This window comes from Streptomyces sp. NPDC104371 (assembly GCF_055583785.1).
The window spans coordinates 106,557-124,882 of record NZ_JBVJNF010000008.1; the positions used below are offsets into that span (position 1 = coordinate 106,557).

General features: G+C 69.3%; 18 protein-coding genes. 6 read left to right on the forward strand and 12 right to left on the reverse strand.

All coding sequences use genetic code 11. The features are described from left to right. Positions 1-10: 10 nt before the first annotated feature. On the reverse strand, positions 11-1,327 hold the full coding sequence (locus ACZ60T_RS24325) for an RICIN domain-containing protein (RefSeq protein WP_365625430.1): 1,317 nt from the start codon (positions 1,325-1,327) through the stop codon (positions 11-13). A 320-nt stretch (positions 1,328-1,647) separates the two neighbouring features. Here ACZ60T_RS24325 and ACZ60T_RS24330 point away from each other — a divergent pair, with 320 nt between their 5' ends. Together ACZ60T_RS24330 and ACZ60T_RS24335 are read left to right on the forward strand one after the other, a co-directional pair. Next, positions 1,648-2,283 carry a CatB-related O-acetyltransferase gene (locus ACZ60T_RS24330; protein WP_365625433.1) on the forward strand — a complete coding sequence of 212 codons (636 nt, stop codon included), beginning with the start codon at positions 1,648-1,650 and terminating at the stop codon, positions 2,281-2,283. Positions 2,284-2,360: 77 nt separating this feature from the next. Beyond that, positions 2,361-3,101 (forward strand): SDR family oxidoreductase, encoded by a 741-nt coding sequence (locus tag ACZ60T_RS24335; RefSeq protein ID WP_469667792.1) that lies wholly within the window; start codon positions 2,361-2,363, stop codon positions 3,099-3,101. 73 nt (positions 3,102-3,174) lie between these two features. Here ACZ60T_RS24335 and ACZ60T_RS24340 read toward each other — a convergent pair whose 3' ends face one another. The 8 genes from ACZ60T_RS24340 to ACZ60T_RS24375 are packed head-to-tail and all read right to left on the reverse strand — an operon-like array spanning position 3,175 to position 11,034. After that, the gene (locus ACZ60T_RS24340) at positions 3,175-4,008 is read right to left on the reverse strand and encodes an SDR family NAD(P)-dependent oxidoreductase (protein ID WP_469667794.1); all 834 of its coding nucleotides are present in this window, start codon (positions 4,006-4,008) and stop codon (positions 3,175-3,177) included. A gap of 29 nt (positions 4,009-4,037) precedes the next feature. Beyond that, on the reverse strand, positions 4,038-4,829 hold the full coding sequence (locus tag ACZ60T_RS24345) for an enoyl-CoA hydratase/isomerase family protein (protein WP_469667796.1): 792 nt from the start codon (positions 4,827-4,829) through the stop codon (positions 4,038-4,040). Next, a complete protein-coding gene (locus tag ACZ60T_RS24350; RefSeq protein WP_469667797.1) occupies positions 4,817-5,929 on the reverse strand; it encodes an acyl-CoA dehydrogenase family protein in 1,113 nt (370 codons plus the stop codon). Before ACZ60T_RS24350 ends, ACZ60T_RS24345 begins: the two co-directional genes overlap by 13 nt. Continuing rightward, on the reverse strand, positions 5,926-7,062 hold the full coding sequence (locus ACZ60T_RS24355) for an acyl-CoA dehydrogenase family protein (RefSeq protein WP_469667799.1): 1,137 nt from the start codon (positions 7,060-7,062) through the stop codon (positions 5,926-5,928). The genes ACZ60T_RS24350 and ACZ60T_RS24355 overlap by 4 nt, the downstream gene beginning before the upstream one ends. Further along, positions 7,059-8,309 carry a CaiB/BaiF CoA transferase family protein gene (locus ACZ60T_RS24360; RefSeq protein ID WP_469667800.1) on the reverse strand — a complete coding sequence of 417 codons (1,251 nt, stop codon included), beginning with the start codon at positions 8,307-8,309 and terminating at the stop codon, positions 7,059-7,061. Before ACZ60T_RS24360 ends, ACZ60T_RS24355 begins: the two co-directional genes overlap by 4 nt. Next, on the reverse strand, positions 8,302-9,321 hold the full coding sequence (locus ACZ60T_RS24365; protein WP_469667801.1) for an NAD(P)/FAD-dependent oxidoreductase: 1,020 nt from the start codon (positions 9,319-9,321) through the stop codon (positions 8,302-8,304). Before ACZ60T_RS24365 ends, ACZ60T_RS24360 begins: the two co-directional genes overlap by 8 nt. Positions 9,322-9,328: 7 nt before the next feature. Next, on the reverse strand, positions 9,329-10,489 hold the full coding sequence (locus tag ACZ60T_RS24370; RefSeq protein ID WP_469667803.1) for a hypothetical protein: 1,161 nt from the start codon (positions 10,487-10,489) through the stop codon (positions 9,329-9,331). Continuing rightward, positions 10,486-11,034, reverse strand: coding sequence for a UGSC family (seleno)protein (locus ACZ60T_RS24375; protein WP_469667804.1), 549 nt, complete (start codon positions 11,032-11,034; stop codon positions 10,486-10,488). The genes ACZ60T_RS24370 and ACZ60T_RS24375 overlap by 4 nt, the downstream gene beginning before the upstream one ends. A 102-nt stretch (positions 11,035-11,136) precedes the next feature. Between ACZ60T_RS24375 and ACZ60T_RS24380 the strand changes: the two genes are divergently transcribed. Beyond that, positions 11,137-12,471 (forward strand): D-arabinono-1,4-lactone oxidase, encoded by a 1,335-nt coding sequence (locus tag ACZ60T_RS24380; protein ID WP_469667805.1) that lies wholly within the window; start codon positions 11,137-11,139, stop codon positions 12,469-12,471. Positions 12,472-12,484: 13 nt separating this feature from the next. After that, positions 12,485-12,928, forward strand: a complete 444-nt coding sequence (locus tag ACZ60T_RS24385; RefSeq protein ID WP_469667806.1) for a MarR family winged helix-turn-helix transcriptional regulator — start codon at positions 12,485-12,487, stop codon at positions 12,926-12,928. A gap of 60 nt (positions 12,929-12,988) precedes the next feature. Here ACZ60T_RS24385 and ACZ60T_RS24390 read toward each other — a convergent pair whose 3' ends face one another. Together ACZ60T_RS24390 and ACZ60T_RS24395 are read right to left on the reverse strand one after the other, a co-directional pair. Next, a complete protein-coding gene (locus ACZ60T_RS24390; protein WP_469667807.1) occupies positions 12,989-13,342 on the reverse strand; it encodes a hypothetical protein in 354 nt (117 codons plus the stop codon). Between the two features lie 677 nt (positions 13,343-14,019). Further along, complete coding sequence (locus tag ACZ60T_RS24395) at positions 14,020-14,730, reverse strand: TetR/AcrR family transcriptional regulator (protein ID WP_469667808.1); 711 nt, start codon at positions 14,728-14,730, stop codon at positions 14,020-14,022. Positions 14,731-14,820: 90 nt separating this feature from the next. On the opposite strand from ACZ60T_RS24395, the gene ACZ60T_RS24400 reads away from it, so the two are divergent. Together ACZ60T_RS24400 and ACZ60T_RS24405 are read left to right on the forward strand one after the other, a co-directional pair. Then, positions 14,821-16,371 carry an MFS transporter gene (locus ACZ60T_RS24400; RefSeq protein ID WP_469667809.1) on the forward strand — a complete coding sequence of 517 codons (1,551 nt, stop codon included), beginning with the start codon at positions 14,821-14,823 and terminating at the stop codon, positions 16,369-16,371. A 166-nt stretch (positions 16,372-16,537) separates the two neighbouring features. Then, positions 16,538-17,656: a serine hydrolase domain-containing protein gene (locus tag ACZ60T_RS24405; RefSeq protein ID WP_469667810.1), complete on the forward strand. Its 1,119-nt coding sequence runs from the start codon at positions 16,538-16,540 to the stop codon at positions 17,654-17,656. Between the two features lie 101 nt (positions 17,657-17,757). Here ACZ60T_RS24405 and ACZ60T_RS24410 read toward each other — a convergent pair whose 3' ends face one another. Beyond that, positions 17,758-18,210 (reverse strand): BP74-related protein, encoded by a 453-nt coding sequence (locus ACZ60T_RS24410; protein ID WP_365625481.1) that lies wholly within the window; start codon positions 18,208-18,210, stop codon positions 17,758-17,760. Positions 18,211-18,326: the final 116 nt, after the last annotated feature.

The following is an 18,326-nucleotide window of genomic DNA, read 5'->3' on the forward strand; positions in this document are numbered from 1 at the left end:
GGGGCACCAGCTACTCCCGGGGGTGCAGATAGAAGGTCTCGTTGGCCGCCGGGTTCGGCCAGGTGGAGCCCGGCTGGTAGGGCCACTGGATGACCCAGGTGCCGTCGCCGGTCTCGTTGTGGTTGATGTTCGCGTACAGCCCGGTCGCGTTGTCCCGCAGGGCCGTCAGGTTCGGGAACGTCGGGTTGGGATGTTCCAGGGTGAAGTTCTGGGTGTCGCGGCGCGGGCCGCCGCTGCCGGGCTCGCCGGTGACGGGGTGGCACGCCCAGATGTTCAGGTAGTCACCCGCGTGCGAGCCCTGGCCGTTCGCGACGTCGACGCACTTGCCGTTCGACTTGCTCACGATCCGGTACATCGGCTTGCCGGTGTCACCGAGGATCCCCAGCCAGCGCAGATACCACCGCTGGTTGTCGCCGCCGTTGTCGTGGTACTGGATCACATGCGTGCCGTTGGCGCTCTCGCCCTGATACACGTCCAGAAGCCGGTCGCTGTTGTCCGCGTGGATCGTCAGCTCGGCGGGCCCGGCGGCTGCCTGGAGGGATCCGAAGCGTACGGGCCAGTGGTCGCTGCCGTAGTTGGGCAGCACGGTGGCCTGCCAGCGGTCGGTGTCGATGTCGGAGACCATGTAGTCGAGCTCGTTGCCGGACTGCTGCGTGGCCTGTCCGCCGTTGTAGATCCGCGAGCCCGCGGGCAGATTGAGCGCGGGCAGATCCTGCGGGGCGCGGTTGAAGTCACCCAGCGCGGCCCAGTCCAGGAAGCCCTGGAAGAACGCCGCCTGGGCGATCCGGCGCAGCAGGGATCCGGCGTCGTTCCCGCCGCCCGAGGCCGCGTGGACGGAGGCGAACAGGACGCCGTCGGCGCGGTTCACCACGCCGAGGGCGGGACGGTAGACGCCGTTGATGGCGAGGACGTTGTCCGGCTGCCACGCCGTGACCATCCCGAGGTCGCGGGTGGTGGTGCGCAGGATGTACAGATGCCGCAGCGGACCGTTGTCGCCCTGCACCCAGAGATAGTGCTCGATGCCGTTGACCATGCCCTGGTAGTACGACCCGGCGGGCTGCCCCTGCGGCACTTCCTGGAGGGCCACGACGTCATGGGTACGGGCGAGGTTGTACGCGCCGGTCCACCGGTCCGGACCCGCCTGCATGTTCCAGGTCGCCGCGACATGGCTGTCGGGGTTCGCGGCCTGCGCCACACCACTGCTCGCGGCCACCCCGGCGCAGGACAGCAGCAGGGTGATGAGGACTGCCGCCAGGCGACGTAACCGGCCCGCTGATCTTGGCTGTCCGGAGCGGTCAACTCCGGTGTTCCATCTGCCAGTTGTCATGCTTCGAACTGTTCCAGATCGTATGCACCGGGGCCATAGGGGTGATATTCGAACAGTCTGGCAAGGGTTGATTCAAGCCTGGCGGCGACAGTCGCCCGCGGGGAAGGGGCCGCCCGGTAGAGCAGTCGCGAACGCCGCCAGGAGAAGGGTCCCGAGGCCGTCGGCTGCTTCCTTAGGGTGGAATGGGAAAGGGAACGGGAGGCGTCCGCGGGGATCGGGTACCCCTACCTACTAGTGCCTGATCATCAACGAAGCCCTGAGGTAGCGCCGCTATGTCCAACGGGTATCACTGGTCGAGACCGCAGAGCCTCCATGAGGCCGTGACCAATCCCAACATCCATGTGCGAGGGACCCGTAGCTACTACAGCCACGCGTGGTCCGACGGCTTCGAGGATTCCGTGGTGCGTTACCTCCACGGCGATGCCTTCAGCCGAGCGAACATCCCGGAACCGGCCTGGACCGTCGACCAGTTGTATATCGGCGACTACGTATGCATCGGGGCCGAAGTGGTCATCCTCATGGGGGGCAATCACCTTCACCGTGCGGACTGGTTCAGTCTCTACCCCTTCCGTGACATTCGCGCCGCCGCGTATCAGGGAAAGGGTGACACCGTCATCAAGGACGGTGTCTGGATCGGCATGCGCGCCATGATCATGCCTGGTGTGACCCTTGGCGAGGGCGCCGTGATCGCCGCGCAGAGCGTAGTGACCCGTGACGTGCCGCCTTACACCATGGTGGCCGGAAGCCCGGCACGGGAAGTGCGGAAGCGCTTCGAGCCGGAGGTCATCGACCGGCTTCTCGCGCTGGACATCTATCAGTGGAGCGAGGAGAAGTTCGACGCTCTGCGGTCGGCTGTCTGTGGATCGGATATCGACGCCCTCGAGGAGATGTCCCAGGCCTGGGACATCTCACACACAACAGCCGACAGTGGCGCGGCAGTTGACTCCATGGCATGACGCGTGACCGAGTGCGGGCCGGTATCGGACGTTCGAAGACATCAAAGACATCGAAGACATCGAGGAGGAGACAGTCCATGGACCAGAACCCTTACTCTCGTGTCGCCCTTGTCACCGGCGGTTCCGGTGGGATCGGCCGCGCTGTCGTCAGACGACTGGCGAAGGACAAGTTCTCCGTCGGCGTTCACTATGTCGAGAACAAGGACATGGCCAACCGGCTGGTCGACGAGATCGTGTCATGCGGCGGCCGGGCGATCGCTGTCGGCGGTGACGTCGCCGACGAGGACGCGATGGCCGCGGCCTTCGAAGAAGTCGATCTGGCATTCGACGGCATCGACGTCCTGGTACACACCGCCGGCATCATGCGGCCCGGCCCGATCGCGAACCTCGACCTGAACGACCTCGACCGGATCCACCGCACCAACATCCGCGGCACGTTCGTCGTCGACCGACAGGCGGCCCGGCAGTTGCGCGCAGGCGGCGCCATCATCAACTTCTCCTCGTCGATGACCCGCACACAGACCCCCGCCTACGGTGCCTACGTGACGAGCAAGGCGGCTGTGGAGGCGATCACTCTGGTACTCGCCCGCGAGCTGCGCGGCAAGGACATCACCGTCAACGCGATCGCCCCCGGTCCCACGGGTACCCCGCTGCTCTTCGAGGGCAAGGACCAGTCGGTCATCGATGGTCTCACCAAGGCCGCGCCGCTCGAACGCCTGGGCAGCCCCGAGGACATGGCCGAGCTCGCGGCCTTCCTCGCCGGACCGGCACGCTGGGTGAACGGCCAGGTCCTGCACAGCAACGGCGGTATCGCCTGACGCTGTAGCTCGAGAGCGGCAAGAAGACCGCTCTCCTCGCGTCACCCGCTCCGAAGCGCGTACCGGCAGCGGCTCAACGGTCCCTGATCCCCATGTGGTTGAGCAGGATCGCGTCGCGGACCCTGGTCGGCAAGTGCTGGTTGAGGAAGAAGAAGAGCGAACTCATGGTGTCGACCTGGTTGAAGAGCTTCGGCTTGTCCGCGAGGACGACGGCGGCGATCCTCGTGGCCGCCTGCTCGGGGGTGGGCGCCTTCTGGACCAGTTCCTTGTCGCGTTCGACGAAGCGCATCGCGCGCTCGTAGTAAGGGGACGTCTTCTTTGGCAGTTTGAGGGCCTTCTGCGCGAAGCCGGTCGCCACCTGGGCCGGTTCGATGAGGGCGACCCGGATGCCGTACGGCTCCACCTCGAACTTGAGCGACTGCACCATGCCCTCGACGGCGAACTTGGTCGAGGAGTAGATCGACTCGAACGGGAAAGGGATCCGCCCGACCAGTGAGGCGACCGCGACCAGCTTGCCCCGGCGGCGTTCGCGCATACCCGGCAGGAAGGACTGGAACAGGGCCGCGGCACCGATCACATTGATCTCGAAGGCGCGCAGGGCCGCGTCGAGATCCACCTCCTCGAACGGCCCGAAGAACGGTACGCCGACGTTGGACACGACCGTGTCGACGTACCCCCACTTCTCCAGGACCTCGTCGCGGAACGCCCGTACGCCCGCGCGGTCCCGGATGTCGAGAGGCACCAGATGGTGGTCGGTGCCCTTCGCGTCGAGTTCCGCCCGCAGTGACGCGAGCCCGGCCTCGTCGACGTCGAAGCCCGCGATCGACATGCCCTGATCGGCGAGCAACAGAGCGGTCCGGCGGCCCATGCCGTCGGCGAGCCCGCTGATCACCACACGCTGGATCATCTGGTCCTCCTGAGGGTGTGCGCTGAAGCTCAGCGTCCGTGGAACACGGGGTCGCGGCGCTCCAAGGACGCCGTGATCCCCGTGGCGGCGTCCTCGGTGCGCCAGAGCCACTCCTGCTCGTGCAGTTCGTGTTCGAGGGCCGCCTCCAGTCGTGCGAGCAGTCCGGCGCGCATCGTGGCGCGCATCGAGCGCACCGCCAGCGGCGCGGCGCCCGCGAGTTCGCGGGCGAGTCCGACGGCGACGGCCCGCTCCTCGCCGAGTTCCGCGAACCGGTCGGCCAGCCCGGCGGCGTAGGCCTCCCCGCCGCTCAGCGAACGGCCGGTGTACAGCATCAGCTCGGCGCGGGTCTCTCCGACGATCCTCGGCAGGGTCAGACTGAGCGCGAAGCCGCAATGGAAGCCGAGCCGGGAGAAGTTGGCCTCGAAGCGGGACTTCGGCCCGGCGACACGGAAGTCGGCGGCGCAGGCGAGCCCTAGCCCACCGCCGACGGCCGCGCCCTGCACCGCCGCGACCACCGGGATCTCCAACCGGAAGATACGGACGGCCTGTTCGTAGACCGCCGCCGCAGAGGCGCGAGCATCGAGAGTGCCGGTGACGTCGGCCAGTCGCGCGCCGGCACAGAAGTGCCGCCCCTCCGAGCACAGGACGATCGCCCGCGCGCCTTCGGCGGTCGCGCGTTCCCCGGCGTCGGCGATCGCCGCGAGGATCTCGCGGTCGAAGAAGTTCGCGGGCGGAGCGTGCATCTCCACGACGGCGACATGGCCGTCGAGTTCCAGGGTCACCTTGCTCATGGACGCCTCGTTCGCGGTCACTTCACGCATACGGACAGCACCCCTTCGTCCGTGGCGATCGTGGCGATGCCCCGTGCGCCGATGACCGCGGCGCCGATCCGGTCGGCCAGTGCCTGCTCGGTACCCCAGTCGCCACGCCAGGCGTTGAGCCGACAGGTGTAGTCCTGCAAGGCGTACTCGCGGGTCATGCCGATCGCGCCGTGTGCCTGGTGGCCCGACTTGACGCTGACGGCGGCGTTCTGGTCGGCCAGCAGCTTGGCGGCGTACGCGGCGAAGGACGCGTCGCGTCCGGACGCGAGGGCCGCCGCCGCACGGTCGACGCTCACCTGTGTCATCACCGCCGTCTGGGCGAGGAAGACCAGATGCGTCCTGACCGACTGGAACGTCCCGATCGGTCGGCCGAACTGCTCACGCTCAGCGGTGTAACGCTGCGTCAGTTCATGAACGGCGGACATCGCACCGGCCATCATTGCGGCCCGCAACACCGCACTGCGCTGGGCGAGTTGATCCGTCGCGACCGTGCTCGGCAGCACCTCGGCGGTGGCGCCGTCGAAGGTCAGTACGTCGCGGGGCTGGCCCGCCAGATCGCGCCCGGCTGTGACTTCGGCGTCGGCCGGATCGAGGACCAGTACCTTCGCCTCCGGGCCGGTCCCGGCCAGTGCGACGACGCGTTCCGCCGCACCGCCCCAGGCCACGTCGCGCAAGGTGCCGGTGACGGTCGTTCCCTCGACGGTCAGCGACACGGGCGGCGGCGCGACCGTCCACGGGGCGCTCCCCTCGACCTGCCCGCCCGAGACCGTGACCAGCCAGAGCGCCAAGTGGTGCTCCAGCAACGGCAGCGGTACGGCGTGCCGCCCGGCGGCGGTGAGCAGGGTGACGACGTCGGCGAGCGATCCGCCCGACCCGCCCGCGGCCTCGTCGATGCCGATCCCGGGCAGGCCGAGGCCCGCGACGGTGTCCCACAGATCGCGCGGCAACGGCGAACTCTCGGCCTCCAGTACCGAGTTGTGGCCGACCTTGTCCGCGAAGAGCCGGTTCACCAGCTCCTCGACGTCGTTCGCGCTGTCTGCGGCGTGGTCGGCGACGGTGTCGGCGGTGTGGTTCACGGTGTGGTTCGCGGTGTCGCTCATCGACCCAGCTCCTTCGCGATGAGGTTGTGCAGGATCTCGGTCGTGCCGCCGCGGATGGTCCACGACGGCTTGTGCAGGACCGCGGTGGCGAGGAGTACCTCGAAGGGGTCCTCGGACGTCGGGTCGGGCATGCGCCCGAGATGCCGTACGACGATCTCCACGCACTCCTGCTCGAACCGGGTGGCCATGTCCTTGACCAACGCCGCCTCGGTCTTGGGGAGTTCACCGGAGTCCACCATCCGGGCGACCGCGAGTGACATGCCGTGGAAGGCCCAGCAGCGGGTGGCGATGCCCGCGAGGTCGTCCTTGAGCCGGGTGGAGTCCGAGTCGAGTTCGCGTCGGACCCACCGTTCGAGCACGGGCATCGCCGACATCCACCGGTCGACACCGCCGCGTTCGAGGACCAGCTCCTCCTGGTTCTGCATCCACCCCCAGCCGACCTCGCCGAGTCGCCGGGTGTCGGGGACGAACACGTCCTCGAAGGTCAGCAGGCAGAAGTGCGGCTCGCCGTCGATGAACGGGATCGGCGAGATCGTCAGGCCCTCGGTCGGCCGCTCGATGATGAACTGTGTCAGACCGCCGTGCTTGTCGTCGCCGGTCCGGAACAACCCCAGGACGTAGTCGGCCAGATGGGCGCCCGAGGTCCAGATCTTGCTGCCGTTGATGACCCAACCGCCGTCCACGCGTTCGGCCTTGGACTTGATCGAGGCCAGGTCGGAGCCGGAGTCCGGCTCGGACATGCCGATCGCGAAGGAGAGCTCTCCGGCGGCGATACGCGGCAGGAATTCGCGCTTCTGCTCCTCGGTGCCGTGCAGGGCGATGCTCGGCCCGGACTGGCGGTCGGCCACCCAGTGGAACCCGACCGGCGCCCCACGGGCCAGCAGCTCCTCGACGACCACGAGCCGCTCGACCGCCGTACGACCGCCGCCGCCGTACTCCTTCGGCAGGGCCATACCGAGCCAGCCGCGCGCACCCAGGTCCCGTGAGAACCGTGGGTCGAACGCCCCGGCCATACCGAGCCCGACCGGGTAACTGCCCTCGGGCAGCCGTTCGTTCAGCCACTCCCGTACTTCATGCCGCAACTCCCGCTCGGAGGCGGTGAGTTCGGTCGCGGTCAGTCGCACACGGCTCATGCCGACGTCCTTCCGTCGTCGCGGACCGGGCCGTTGCTCCATACCGGGCCCTTGCTCCACACCGAGCCGTCGGTCAGTGCCTCCCCGGTGTGCTCCCCGATGGCGGGTGCGGGGAGGCGTACGGTCGCGGGCGTGCGCGAGAAGTTCGCCGTCGGGGGGAGTGTGCGGTACATACCGGCGGTCGGGTGCTCGGCCAACGGCAGTGCGTCGACGAGGTCTTGAAGGGTCGCCATCCGCACGGCCGGGATACCGGCGCCGTGGCAGAAGTCCAGCCACTCCCGCGTCGTACGCCGCCGCACGACCTCCCGCATGATCGGGTACAGGTCGGGCGCGTGCTTGATCGCCGAGGCGAGGTCGGCGAAGCGGGGGTCCTCCAGCAGGTGGGTCTCCCCGGCGTCCTTGAAGATCGCGAGGAAGTGGCTCGGGTGGTACGGCAGGATCTGGATCCAGCCGTCGGCGGTGCGCTGCGGGCGGCGCTCGGGGGTCATCACCCTCGGGTAGCCGGTGGTCGGCAAGTCGCCCTGCGGGGTCGGCGGTTCGGGGATCGCGCCCGAGCCGTGCTCGGCCAGCATGAACGCGGTCATCGCCTGCACCATCGGCACCTCGACGTGCTGCCCTTGTCCGGTACGGGACTTGTGGAAGAGGGCGGCGGTCACCGCTTGCGCGAGTGCGAGGCCGCTCACCTTGTCCGCGAAGATCGTCGGCAGCAGCACCGGCTCGCCCGTGACGCGGTCCATCATGTCGCCGACCCCGACGGCCGCCTGGATGATGTCGTCGTACGCCGGGAAGTCCTCGGCCGGGGAGCCGAGCGGCCACCCCTGCGCCTGGCAGTAGATGATCTCGGGGTTGAGCGCGCGGACCGACTCGTGGTCGAGGCCGAGTCGGCGCAGCGTGCCGGGCAGCATGGTGGCGACCACGACATCGGCCTCGGCGATCAGCTCGCGGACGACCGCCGCCTGCTCGGGATCCTTGAGATCGAGGGAGACGGAGCGCTTGTTGCGCAGCATGTTGAGCGCGACACCGGAGAACTGTGGCACCGGTCCCGGGCCCATGACCCGGTTGGTGTCGCCGCCCGCCGCCTCGATCATCACGACGTCGGCGCCCTGGTCGGCGAGGATCTGGGTCGCGAACGGCCCCATCACCACCCGCGACAGGTCGACGACGCGTACGCCGCTCAGCGGGCCGGTCGGCCGGTCGTACGGTGGTTGTCCGGGTGTCGGCCTTTCATGCGTCGGCTGTTCATGCATGGACGTCCTCCAGATGACGCAGGTGACGCGTGGTCTCCAGGGCGGCGGCACACCCCGCGCCCGCCGCGGTGACGGCCTGCCGGAACCGGTCGTCGGCGACGTCACCGGCGACGAAGACCCCGGGCAGTTCGGTGGCCCCGCCGGGGCCGGTGGTGTGCAGGTGGCCGGTGGCGGTCAACGACAGGGAGCCGTCGGCGAGTCGGGTCCGCGGGTCGTGCCCGATCGCGACGAACAGGCCCTGGACCGCGAGGTGTTCGGTCTCTCCGGTCGCGGTGTGCTCGACGCTCAGACCGGCCAGTCGGCCGCCGTCGTCCCGCCGTAACGCGCGTACGACACGACCGGTGCGGATCTCGACATTGCGCAGTTCCCGAACGCGCTTGAGCAGCACGGGAGTTGCCCGGAACGAGTCGCCGCGGTGGAGCAGACGCACCCGCCGGGCGTGCGGGGCGAGGGCGAGCGCCTCCTCCATCGCGCTGTCGCCTCCGCCGACGACTGCGACGTCCCGGCCCTTGAACAGCGGCGCCTCGCACACGGCGCAGTAGGCGACGCCGAGCCCGCCGCCCAACTCGGCCTCGCCGGGCAGGCCTAGGCGGCGCGGCGCCGATCCGGTGGCCAGGATGATCGCGCGGGTGCGTACGGTGCCGTCGGCGGTGACGACCTCGTGCACGGCCTCGTGCATGGCCTTGTCCGGGGCCGAACCGCCGACGGCGTACCGGATCTCGTGGGCGTCGAGGGTGAGGACCTTCGCACCGGCCCGCTCGGCCTGTTCGCGCATCCGCGCCATCAGCTCGGGGCCGTCGATTCCGTCGGGGAAGCCGGGGAAGTTCTCCACGGTGCCGGTGTCCATGAGGTGCCCGCCGGGCGCCGTGCCCGCGAGCACGACGGTGTCGGCGCACGCCCGTGCCAGATAGACGGCCGCCGTCCAACCGGCCGGTCCGCCCCCGACGACGACCGCGTCGACGGTGTCCAAGGGCAGGGTCGGCGCTGCGGCGACGTTGGCCCAGATGCTCATCTCGCGCTCACTCCGACTCCAGGTCGTTCGCCCAACTCGCCGTCTCGTTCAGGGGCGCGACCGCGAACTCGTCGCCCGCCGTACGCGGCAGCCGTACCGTCTGGCTCCATGTCGCGCCGAAGGTCGGCATCCAGGCGGAGTGCTTGCCGGTGCCCCCGGCGACGACGATCCGGATGTCCTCCGGCGCCCGCGCGATCGGCACCCGGTGCCCCCACTCGTCGAGCCTGAGCCGGTAACCGCCCCACAGGCTCGCCTCGTCGAGCTTCTCCGTGCCGACGCGGGTCGCGTCGACGCGGGCGTTCTCGAAGAGGTACTCCTGGACGTCGCGCCGCGACAGTCCCGAGTCGGCGAGTACCCGTGCGTGTTCGGGGCCGAGCGCCAGGAACTGATCGCCGCCGCGGTACGCCGTGTTGGCGCCCGGTGTCGACATGGTCGCCGCGATCGTCATCAGCAGGTTCTCGCCGGTCGACGACTGGTGGTCGTTGATGTTGTGCGGCCCCTCGACGGCCGCCACCGTCACCACGTTGTCCGTGGGTTTCCAGCCGTCGGGCCACGTCAACTCCGAGGCGTACGACGGCCATGGGCTGTCGCCCTGGTTCTCGGCGAAGCAGAACGACCACTTGGCGGGCGATCCCTGGGTGGCCCGGTCGATGTCACCGGCGACTTCGCCCTCACCGGGGCGGGCGCCGCCGATGTTCATCGCGACGAGGCGTACGGCACGGCCGATGGTGCCGTTGGCGCGGAACCCGGCGCCCATGCAGCCGGCACCGCTCGCGATGCCCAACTCGCCCGCGAGCGGGCCCTGTACGACGACCATCAACGCGCACGGATGGGTCGTCATCTGCATGCCGTAGAGGTTGAAGTCGGGCTGCCGCAGCGCGACGACCGCGGCTTCGAGGACCGGCATGTACTCAGGCAGACAGCCGGCCATCACCGCGTTGGCGGCCAGCCCCCGCAGGGTCAACTCCGCGCCGCGCGGCGCGATCGGGCCGAGGGACGCGCCGGGGTCGCGGGTCGCGGCGGCGAGGAAGCGCTCCACTCGTCGCGGGGTCGGTACGACGACGGGCAGCCCGTCTGTCCAGCCCCACCTGTGCAGTTGCTCGGCGGCGGAGTCCTCGTCGTGGACGTCCGCGATGTCGATGAGGTCGGTCGACCCGTTGACGCTCACGCCGCGCTCTCCTTGTGGGTCTCGGTGGTCAGCGCGGAGACGACGACGTCGACCGCGGCGGGGGTGACACGCTCGAAGGCCTCCTGCGGGGGGATCCCGCCGATCGGGTGCGCGATGACGGAGAGGCCGAGCGCGTCCGCGCCCTGGATGGCGAGGACTTGGCGGGAGAACCCCTCGAACTGGGTGGACGCCATGCCGCACACCGGCAGCGCACGGGCGGCGAGCGCGGCCATGTCCGCCACCGCCCACGACGCGCACGAGCCGCAGTCGAGCATCGCCACGACGGCGGCGTCGCACTCGGCCGCGATCCGGTCGAGGAGTTCGTCGGTCGCGGCGATCGAGGGCACCCGCTTCGCGTACAGCCGGGGCGTGATGCCGAACCGCCCGACCAGGGCCGTGGCCACGCCCTCGAGCACCTTGTCGGCGTTCGTCTTGCTGTTGCTGAGGAAGCCCACGGTCAGCCCGTCGAGGCCGGGGACCGTGACGCGTGGGACCGACCGGGGAGCCGCCTCGTAGCTGGTCGGATTGACGATCGTGACGCCCATCGAAACCTCCCTGTCGGCGTCTTGACGCCGTCTGCTGTGACGCGGATCATATGCATCTCGGAAGTTACGTACAAGAGACCTTACGAGATAAGGAATATTCGGATGGGCTTCCGTCGTGCCGCAGGTGCCGAGGTCTCCGCAGACGGCACCTGGACGAACTTCTCGAAACGCCACAGCGTGCGCCCGCAACGTGTCGTCGCGCCGACCGATCTCGACGGGCTGCGCCGGGTGCTCAAGGAGGCGGCGGCCGAGGGGTCGCGGGTGCGGGTCGTCGGCAGCGGCCACTCCTACAACGACGTGGCCGTCGCGCCGGAGACGCAGGTCTCGCTGTGCCATCTCGACAAGGTGCTCGAAGTCGACGTGGCGTCCGCCCGATTGAAGGTCGAGGGCGGGGCCACGCTGCGCAGGATCCGTACCGTGCTGGGCCAACTCGGGCTCGCCTTCGCCAACATGGGCGACATCGACCACCAGTCGATCGCGGGCGCGCTCTCCACCGGAACCCACGGCACCGGGCTGAACGCACCCGCATTCGCGTCGCAGGTGGTCGAGTTGGAGCTGATGCTCGCGAACGGCGGCATCGTGCGGTACGGCGCCGAGGAGGGCGATCTCTTCGACGCGGCCCGGGTCTCCCTCGGTGCCCTGGGGATCATCGTCTCGGTCACGCTTCAGGCGGTGCCGATGTACAACCTGCGGAGGTCGGACGCGATCGTCACCCGCGACGAGGCCTTCGCCCTGCTCGCGGACCCGCCCGCGATCGACCACATCGGCCTCTACTTCATGCCGTACATCGACCAGGTGCTGATGTGGACCGCCGAGCGTACCGGCGACCCGGTCGACAAGCCGTCGGCGCTGGGGGAGTGGTTCCGCGATGTGGTGAAGGTGAACTACGGCCTCGACGCGATGGGGGCGGTGGCGCGCAGGGCGCCGCGCCTCGTGCCCGCGCTGAGCCGGGCGTTCGCCCGCGGGATCCGGCCCGAGACCACCGTCGACGTCTACGACAAGGTCTTCCTGCGCCCGCTGTTCGTACGGCACGACGCGTTCGAGTTCGCCGTGGAGCAGGCCGAAGGACCCGACTGCGTACGGCGCTTGATGACCGCCATGGAGGACGCGAAGGTTCCCGCCGCGTTCCCGTGCGAGACCCGGATCGCCCCGGCGGAGTCCGCCTGGCTGCACCCGGCGTACGGCAGGACCTCGACCTGGGTCGGCGCCGCCGTACAGTCGCCCGGTATCGACATCGACGGCGCGTGGGAGGAGGCGCAGCGGGCGTGCGTCGCCGTGGGCGGCCGTCCGCACTGGGGCAAGTGGCACACGCTGGAGGCGGCCGAACTGCGCGAACTCTACCCGCGCTGGGACGAGTTCACCGCGCTGCGTACGCGACTCGATCCGGGCGGCCTGTTCGGCAGTCCCGCGATCGACCGGATCCTCGGTCGTGTCTAAGTAGGATCACTCCATGGCCACGCAAGATTCGGGTACGACCGACCGCGAGATCGAGGCGTTGATGCGCCTGGTCCATGTGATCGAGGCGGAGCATCGCGCCCGGCCGACGTCGTCCCTGGATCTGCGGGCCCGGATGGTCATCCAGTTGCTCGGCCTGAACGGCGAGACCCCGATCCTCGCGATCCGCCGCAGCCTGCGGCTCACCCCGTCGACGCTGACCAGCCTCGCGGACCGGCTGGAGCGTGACGGCTACCTGGAGCGCCGCCGCCATCCCACCGACCGCCGCACCGTCGTCCTGGCACTGACCTCCACCGGCAAGCGTGCCTACGCCGCGGAGAAGTCCTTCTACCGTCACCTCATCGACGACTCGCTCAAGTCGCTGGACACGACGGCGCGTTCACATGTGCTGGCGGCACTGTCGGGCCTGGCGCAGAGCCAACTCGCGGATGACGCCTGATCGTTGATCTGGCATGAGCCACGGGCGGGCCGGAAGCCCGCCCGTGTCGCGGTCGGAAGGTCAGGAGAAGACGACGGACCGCACGAGGAGGCGATCACCTGCTCCGGCGCCGGGACGCAGCGTGTAGTAGATGTCGCCTTCGCAGTCGGCACGGAGGAAGACGGTGGCGGTGGCGTCCGTACGGTTCTTGGGAGCCCGGCCGGGCGATCCCGGCTCGGAGCCGGGGCCGTGCAGGTTGACGCATGTGCCGCCGGCGGGGTTGTTGAGGAAGCCGACGGCTTCGTATCCCTCGTCGGTGGTGTAGGAGTAGCGGAACTGGCCGGTTGCCGCCGAGGCCGAGCCGGGTGCGGCCAGCAGCAGGACCAAGGCACTGGAGGCGGCGCCGAGGGCCGCGGTGATGGAGCGAGCGGACACGGGGATCTCTCTCTGTCGGGTGTGGGAACGGTCAGTGCCAGCGATGCCCTGAAACCGGCGAGGTAGGCGATATGTCCCCCGAACGGGTCCGTTGATGTCGCTCGTTGTGAGGGTGAGTGCGGAACCGGCGTTGTCAGTGGGGTCGGTGAGAATGGCGTCATGACTCACGCGATGCCGGTGCCGCTTTCGTCCGCGCTTGTCGAGCATCACGCTTCGGCAACTCGTTGGTGACCAGGTACGCCCCGGACGGCACCCTGCTCGCCACCGCGGTCTCGGGGCAGAGCGAGGACGTGGACCAGGACACGGTGTGCGGCGGCTCTACGACAGGGCTGGGTGAGGACCTGTGCTGGGCCAAGGGACGGTGCGTCCTGCCCGACGAGACACTGGCGGCGACCGGATCGGAAGACCACACCCATCTGATCACCGCGGACCTTGCGGCGGTGACCGCGCACCACGGCATACCGGACAGTGGGCAGGACGACGGCGTGCGCGACCCGTTCGCCGCGTGGATCAGTACGACTCCGGCGGGCCATCTGCTGCCTCCTGTGCCAAGGAACGCACGATCCTCAAGAGGCTGTGGCAGCCGACGAATTGGCACTGGATCGACAGCACAGCACCAGTGCATCGCCTCTGACCACGCGGCGCGGCTCAGCAGGCGCGGTGAGACGGCCCCGAAGTCAGCCTGGGGAATTGGCGGAGAGGCCGTCCAGGAGGAAGTTCATTCCTCGGGTGAAATGGGCGGTCCAGTCACCGCCGGAGAGGGGGAAGTGGTCGGCCAGGGTGGGGTATCGGGTCTGGTGGGTCTGGAGGTGGTCATGGACGGCGGAGCGTACGTCGGCTTCGTCGTGTTGTCGCCAGACCGCTTCTGACGAGGCGGTACCCGTGACGTACGTGGTGATGGCGGCGGCTGCGGCGGAGAGGTCCGGGCCGGTGAACCTCGCGGTGATCAGCGCGGCGTAGACGAACTCCGACCGGGACAGGGCGTGCGGCCCGACCAGGGGGCGACTGTTCGCGAGGGGCGCGGCCCAGGGGTGGCGCAGGAGAACACGGCGCAGTTCGGTCATGAAGGTGACGACGTCCTCGCGCCAGGACGCGTGGTGCCCGGCGGGCAGCCGGATCTCGGCGAAGACCGCGTCCAGGGCGAGATCCAGGACGTCGTCCTTCGTCGCCACATGCCAGTAGAGGCTGGTCGCGTGGGCCTGCAAACGCTCGGCGAGGTTGCGCATGCTGAGGTGCTGCACGCCCTGGGCGTCCAGGAGTTCCACCGCGGCGGTGATGATCTTCTCGCGTGTCAGGTGCGGCTTCGACCGCCCCTTCGTCTTCGCCTCGCGGAACCACACATCCCCGGGCGCTCCGTGCGCCGCCGCGGCCTTCGGCTTGCCACTCATGGCCAGGAGCCTACTTCCCCCCGTATGGTGGTCGAGCAACCATACAGTGTTGGATTACTCCACCAGCGTTGGAGAAGGGTGGGACGAGTCATGGATCGATCGACTGTCGAGGAGCCCGAGGTGCCCGAAGCCGCGGCACAGGGGCAGGGGCATCCCCGGCGGTGGCTCATCCTCGTGGCCGTGTGCGCGGCGCTGCTGGTGATCGTCATCGACAACACGGTCCTCAACGTGGCCATGCCCTCGATCGGCCAGGCCTTCAACGCGTCGACCGGCGAGCTGCAGGCCGTCCTGGACGCGTATGTGGTGGTGTTCGGTGGCCTGTTGGTCCCCGCCGGTGTGCTCTCCGACCGTTACGGGCGGCGGCGCACGATGGTCATTGGGCTGATCGTCTTCGCTCTGACCTCGGTGGGCGCGATCCTGGCACAGTCGGTGTGGTGGCTGATCGGCATGCGTGCGGCCATGGGGGCCGGGGCGGCGCTGGTGATGCCCGCCACGCTCGCGGTGATCGTTCAGGTCTTCCCTTCCGCCGAGCGACCGCGGGCGTTCGCGGCGTGGGCGGCGGTGGCCTCGGTGGCCATGGGCCTGGGGCCGTTGCTCGGTGGGGTGCTGGTCGACCAGTGGAACTGGGCAGGTGTCTTCCTGATCAACCTGCCCATGGTCGTGGTGGCGTTGGCCGGGACGCTCAAGCTGGTGCCGGAGTCCAAGGACCCCGTACGCCGTCCACTGGATCCGCTGGGCACGGTGCTGATCACGGTGGGCATGGTGGCCTTGGTGTGGGCGGTGATCTCCGTACCGGAGCGGGGCTTCACCGCGCCGTCCGCTCTCGGATCCGCCGCGCTCGCCGCTCTCGCTCTGCTCGCCTTCGGGGTGCGCCAGGGCCGGGCCCAGGAGCCGATGGTCGACCTCGGGCTGTACCGCGACCGGCGGTTCGCCGGGGCGAGTTTCGCCATCGCGCTGCTGTCCGTGGCCACCGGAAGCACACTCTTTGTCCTGAGTCAGTACCTCCAACTGGTCCGTGGACTCAGCGCGTCGCAGTCGGGGCTCGCCGTGGCCCCGCTGGCGGTGGGCGTGGTCGTCGGGTCCGCGTTCGGGGGGCGGGCGCCGGAGCGGATCGGTCACCGCGCCTCGATCGTCGCCGGGTTCGCGGTGACGGCCTGCGGCTTCGCCGTTCTGAGCGGACTCACGCCCGACAGCGACTACACCGTCGTGGCGCTGGGACTCCTGCTGTGCGGCGGTGGTACGGGCTTCGCCGGTCCGGCGGGGACCAGTACCGTACTCGGCGCGGTGCCGCCCCACCGGGCGGGGATGGGTTCCGCACTCAATGACACCCACCAGCAGATGGGGATCGCCCTGGGTGTGGCCATGCTGGGCAGCCTGCTGGCGACCGTGTACCGGGGGCTGCTGCCCGGCAATGTCCCTGAGCGCGCGAGCAGTTCGCTGGCGGCGACCCTTCGGTACGCGTCCGGGCGCGCGGAAGAAGCCGTCATCGCCGACATGGCCCGGAGCGCCTTCACTCATGCGCAGGCGGTGACCATGGTCACCGGCCTCGGCTTCGCTGTCACGGGTGCGGCCGTGGCGCTGATCACGCTACGAACGGTCGCTGACAAGGGAGTTGACGCGAAGAGCGGTCACCGGTCGTAGGTGTGCGTAGGGCACGGGTGGCCGATCCGGCTGAAGCATAAGCAGCCAGCGACACGGGTGGACCGTGCCGAACAGCGCCACGGAGATGTCGAGATCTGACCGCCCGCACCGACTCTCGGGTGAACGGCGCCCCCACGTGCCGCAGTCGGAGACCGAGAGGGAGGGCATGAACATCATGCAGAAGCTCGTGCAACAGGCCATTGACCAACTGGTCGCGTCAGGTGCCGAATTGGGCATCCAGGTCGCGGTGTACCGACACGGCGAGTTGGTGGTGGACGCCGTGGCGGGCGTCGCTGATCCGGACAGTGGCCGTCCTGTCACCTCGGACACCCCGTTCTACAGCGCCTCCACCGGCAAGGGTGTGACGGCGACGGTGGCGCACGTCCTGGCGGACCGCGGCGCCCTGGACTATGACACCCAGATCGCGGTGCTCTGGCCGGAGTTCGGCGCCCACGGCAAGGACAAGGCGACCGTCCGCCATGCGCTGACCCACTCCATCGGCGTTCCGGCGGTGCCGTCCGACCTCACGGTGCGGGACCTGGCCGACTGGGACAGGATGTGCGCCCTGATCGCCGACTCCGAGCCCTGGTGGGAGCCCGGGACCAAGTCCGGCTACCACGCGCTGACTTGGGGCTTCGTGATGGGTGAGATCATCCGCCGGGTCACCGGCAAGCCGATCTCGGACGTACTCGGACAGGAGGTGGCGGCCCCGCTGGGCGTCACCGACGAGCTGTTCTTCGGTGTCCCGGAGTCCGAACTCGGCCGACTCGCCCGGCTCGAGGAGGCGCCCGGATCCGCCGAGATGAGGGCAGCGATGCCCGCCGACATGCCGATGCTCAAGGCCACACCACCCGCCGTGACCCCCAGCGCCGCGTACGGCAACAACCCCGTGGTGCTCACGTCGGACATTCCCTCGGGTGGCACGATGACCGCCCGCGCGGTGGCCAGGATGTACGCCGCGCTGCTGGGTGAGGTGGATGGCGTACGGCTGGTCCCGGACGAGCGGCTGCGTGAGGTCACGGCCCTGGCCACGGCTGATGTCGACCCCATGGTCGGCTTCTCGATCCCACGCGCGCTGGGCTACAACCTCGGCCGCCCCGGAGCCGACCCGCGGGACACGCTGAGCGTGTTCGGCATGCCCGGCATGGGAGGCAGCACGGCGTACGCCGACACCGCGACCGGCATCTCCTTCGCGCTGACCAAGAACCGGTTCTTCCCCGGTCCTTCCCGCGCGGTCGATCAGATCAGCGAGTTGGTCGCCAAGGCCGCCACCGCCATCGGCTGAGACCCTCCGGCCGGGCCGATCTGTGCCTCGATGCCCGGCTCCGGCCGCCCACACACAGAGGGCGACCGGAGTCAGGGGCGGGACGAGCGAGACGGTCGGCGCTACGGGGTGACCTCGTGCGTCAGGCGCCCCGACCAGGGACACCAGACCTGGCCGGGCAGGAGCGCCCCGCCCACCTCGTCCAAGTGCTCCTCGACGTAGGGGATGTTGGCGTCGCAGACCTCGATGGCCATGTCCGCGAAGTGGATGGTGTCCGGCTGGAGATGGAAGCTCCACGGCGGGTTGTAGGAGGCAGGCTGTTTCTCGATGGTGCCTATGACGAGCTGGTCGCCCCCGGTGCTGACGATGTCGCGGGCCTCGCTGATCTTGTTCGGATCGGTCAGCTCGATGACGAAGTCGGAGCCACTGCTGTCGTGGAGGTTGAAGTACGCGGCCTCCGCGGAGGCGTGCGGCGTCTGCGTGTGTCCGTTCGCGGCCTGTGCGGCCGACGTACCGGCGAGGGTGAGAAGTGCGGTCGCTGCGAGGGTGCCGATTCTGCTGGTCAAACGTCGCATGATGGGCAACTCCATGCCGTCCGGGCCGTGATCACCACGGCCGTTCGTCGCACAGCGTATTCGATCGATTGCGCTAGTTGTTCATTCCTCCTGGGTGCTCATGTGCGGGGATGGCC